Annotated in this window: 1 protein-coding gene; it reads right to left on the reverse strand. The window is 45.5% G+C overall.

Annotated elements, in window-relative coordinates; translation table 11 throughout:
• Positions 1-57: 57 nt before the first annotated feature.
• The coding region (gene tuf / locus L2755_RS21985) for an elongation factor Tu (protein ID WP_248982759.1) at positions 58-939 on the reverse strand (882 nt) is incomplete at its 5' end.

Below are 939 nucleotides of genomic sequence, written 5' to 3' on the forward strand. Positions count from 1 at the left end.
AATAAAAAAGGCAGCCTAAGCTGCCTTTTTTTGATATTGAGTTAAGACTCGTCGCTATTAAGCAATAATCTTAGCTACAACACCAGCACCAACAGTACGACCACCTTCACGGATAGCGAAGCGTAAACCTTCATCCATCGCGATTGGGCAGATTAGGGTAACTGTCATCTGTACGTTATCACCAGGCATTACCATCTCTACGCCTTCAGGCAATTCGATAGTACCAGTCACATCCGTTGTACGGAAATAGAACTGTGGACGGTAACCTTTAAAGAATGGAGTGTGACGTCCACCTTCTTCTTTCGACAGAACATAGATCTCTGACTGGAAAGTAGTGTGTGGAGTGATTGAACCTGGAGCAGCAAGAACCTGACCACGTTCAACATCTTCACGCTTAGTACCACGTAGAAGAACACCACAGTTTTCGCCAGCACGACCTTCGTCAAGTAGCTTGCGGAACATTTCAACACCAGTACAAGTCGTCTTAGTAGTATCACGGATACCAATAATTTCGACTTCTTCACCAATCTTGATGATACCGCGCTCTACACGACCAGTTACAACAGTACCACGGCCTGAGATTGAGAAAACATCTTCGATTGGAAGAATGAATGCACCATCAATTGCGCGCTCTGGCTCTGGAATATAAGTATCTAGTGCTTCAGCAAGCTCAAGGATCTTAGCTTCCCACTCTGGCTCGCCTTCAAGGGCTTTAAGCGCAGAACCTTGGATAACGGGTAAGTCATCACCTGGGAAGTCATATTCAGAAAGAAGTTCACGAACTTCCATCTCTACAAGCTCAAGAAGCTCTTCGTCATCGACCATGTCACACTTGTTCATGAATACGATGATGAATGGTACGCCAACCTGACGTGAAAGCAGGATGTGCTCACGTGTTTGTGGCATTGGACCATCTGTAGAAGCAACTACTAGAATCGC

The sequence above is a fragment of the Shewanella abyssi genome, assembly GCF_023284025.1.
In the GTDB taxonomy this organism is placed as follows: Bacteria; Pseudomonadota; Gammaproteobacteria; order Enterobacterales; family Shewanellaceae; genus Shewanella; species Shewanella abyssi.